The sequence below is a fragment of the Providencia sp. PROV141 genome (assembly GCF_028481645.1).
In the GTDB taxonomy this organism is placed as follows: Bacteria; Pseudomonadota; Gammaproteobacteria; order Enterobacterales; family Enterobacteriaceae; genus Providencia; species Providencia rettgeri.
Genome location: NZ_JAMPPR010000045.1, coordinates 1 through 2,573, shown reverse-complemented (window position 1 = coordinate 2,573; position 2,573 = coordinate 1). Strand labels below are relative to the sequence as shown.

Annotated in this window: 1 protein-coding gene; it reads right to left on the bottom strand. The window is 46.9% G+C overall.

Going from position 1 to position 2,573, the window contains the following annotated elements:
- Positions 1–2,537: fimbria/pilus outer membrane usher protein (locus PSF09_RS20375; RefSeq protein ID WP_272684416.1), on the bottom strand; the 2,537-nt coding region annotated here is incomplete at its 3' end.
- Between the last annotated feature and the right edge of the window lie 36 nt (positions 2,538–2,573).

Genomic DNA, 2,573 nt, shown 5'->3' with positions numbered 1-2,573 from the left:
GTTCTCACTGGCGAATCCGCTGTGATAGCAATTTTTTCTAATGCTGAATAATTCACTGTACATTGGCCTGCATCGCCGCCCCATTGAATATGAATACGTCCTGTATCCGGTAAACCACTCATATAAAGTTGGCCATTTGAGCCGACAATACCGGTATTGATATCGTTATCGTCACTGTCTTCTGCAACTAATGTGGCTATCGCCCCAAACGGTGGCATTTTTCCTGAGCTTGTCAGGGTAACCATCGCTTGGTAACCCACTTTAGTTTTAAAGTGGCGCTTAATCACCGCGCCTTCGGTTGGATACACCATCATGGAAGTATCTTTAAATGTGATGTCATCCGGTAATGTATTGACGTTAACCGAGATTTGGTTTGCCGTGTTGCTAGCCAACTGAGGAATAACTGCATTACCAAAGCGGTCAAACTGTGCCCCCATGCTTAATGCGGCTCCTTTTGCGCCATCCGCGGTAATAATGGCGATGGTGTCCCCAACATTCGGGGATAATGTCACGCCATCAGAATGCGCAACTAACCCGCCACTGAGCGTACCGTTCATGGAACGATTCGTATCGGAGTAACTGTAGCCTGTTGATAATGTAGCGTTATTACCTGAATACGTCCCGTTAACACTGCCACCGTAATTACTATTACGGCTGTCATAGTTTTGATATAAACCGTAGCTGAAGCGGCTGTTCATCGCACTGCCCGTTAAACCCGCTTGGTGACGCGTATCACCGTGGTTATCTACGCTCACCCCGTAACGCGCACTCATGGTTTGTGCCATTTCACTGTTGGTCAGCAGGCTTAGCGGTACCGACACATCGAACGACACCACCCGATTTTCCGGCCAACTGTTGTTGTAGCTTTTCACGCGGTCAACCATATAGCTCAAGCTATAGGAAACGCCACGGAAGTTATTGTTATAAGACATTCCCACTGAGGTATTGGAGCTTTGCCCTCCCCAATAGGTGTTTTTCGAGGCTCTCAGTGACAAAGAACCATACGAATCAAAAGATTGGTTGATAGAGGTCTGGAAACTGTAACGCTGACGTGAACCCGTCCAAGGCGCTAAGCCATCTTTCAGGGTATAGCCCGCATTATTGTAATCCGAGAAAGAATAGAAGTTCTCAGTGGTATAACGCAGTGCCGTCAAGTCAAAGGAGGTACCTGTTGACAGCAAGCTCTTTGAATAACGAATACGGTAAGATTGCCCTTTTAAATTTTTCTCTGAAAATTTGGCATCTGAGTGTGTCACGTCCGTGGATAGCGCCCCGAGCACACCCAACGACAGGCCGATACCGCCCACGACCGAGTTATAGCCGTTCGACACCAACAACCCACCATAAGTGGTGATATTATAAGGTAGACCGACGCTGAATGAGCCGAGCGCAAAGGTTTTACGCTCAGAGCCTACGGTGATCCCCCCATTGTAACGCCCTGCGGAAACTTCATAGTTATACGAGCCTTGGCGCTCCATCATCGGCAATGAGGAATAAGCTTGGGTGAAGACTGTTTGTTTGCCATCTTCTTCTTCTACCGTCACTTCCATGTCCCCGGCCAACCCACTGGCAGGGATATCACGAATAATAAAACGGCCTGGTGCCACAAATGTTTGGTAAACCACACTGCCATTTTGGCGTACGGTGACGGTCGCATTGGTGTTCGCAAATCCCTCTACTACAGGAGCAAACCCTTGCATGCTGCTGGGGTCGAGCTGAGGGTTGGATTTCAGCGTTGCCCCTTTCATCGGGATGGAGTCAAAAATATTGCCACCCGTTGAAATTTCACCGGCGCGTAAGGTGGATTTAATCGCATTAATCGTGCGATAAACATAAGTGTTGGTGAGCGAGGAATCACTGCTGCTTGAGGAGCCGCTGCTTTTGTTGTAATTATACAGGTAGCTGGTTCTTAGGCGCCACGCGCCCATGTTGATCCCCGCATTTAAGTTGGCGAACAGAGAATCACTGGTGCTGGATTTTTGGTGATGTTGAGCTAACTGGCGGTTATTACTGTAGTTTAAGACGTAGTCCATCACTAATGCGGTCACACCATCATCACGCAATTCAGGGGGGACATAACCCGCGAAATTAGGCACCATCGCAATTTGTGGCACCGATAAATTCACGGTTAAGGTTTGCGGATCAAACGTAATAGTGGCATCAGCAATATAGTCAGACAGTTTTTCGACCTTAGCATCCTCACTAAGATCTCTTAATTTTGGTAATGCAGAGGTATTCACCCCCAATTTTTTCAGCTCACCCACGGTAAAAACAGGGGTAATTTGACCATCCGATTGTTTATCAAATGCAATGTTGAATTCACCAGAAGGGATCAAATTCACATTCACCATGACATCATATTCGCCTGGGGTTAAGGTGTTACTGTTGGCGAAGTCGTTTAAATCGAGCTGAGAAACATCAATCCCGCTCCCGTGCATTAATAAACCGGGGTCGAAATAAGATTCGGCAGGCGAAAAAGAGGGCGTCATTGCATAGCAGCAAAGAAAAACCTCTAATGCAATTATGTTTAATTTCATCCCTTTCACTGCATCACCTTTTGTTATTTATTATTG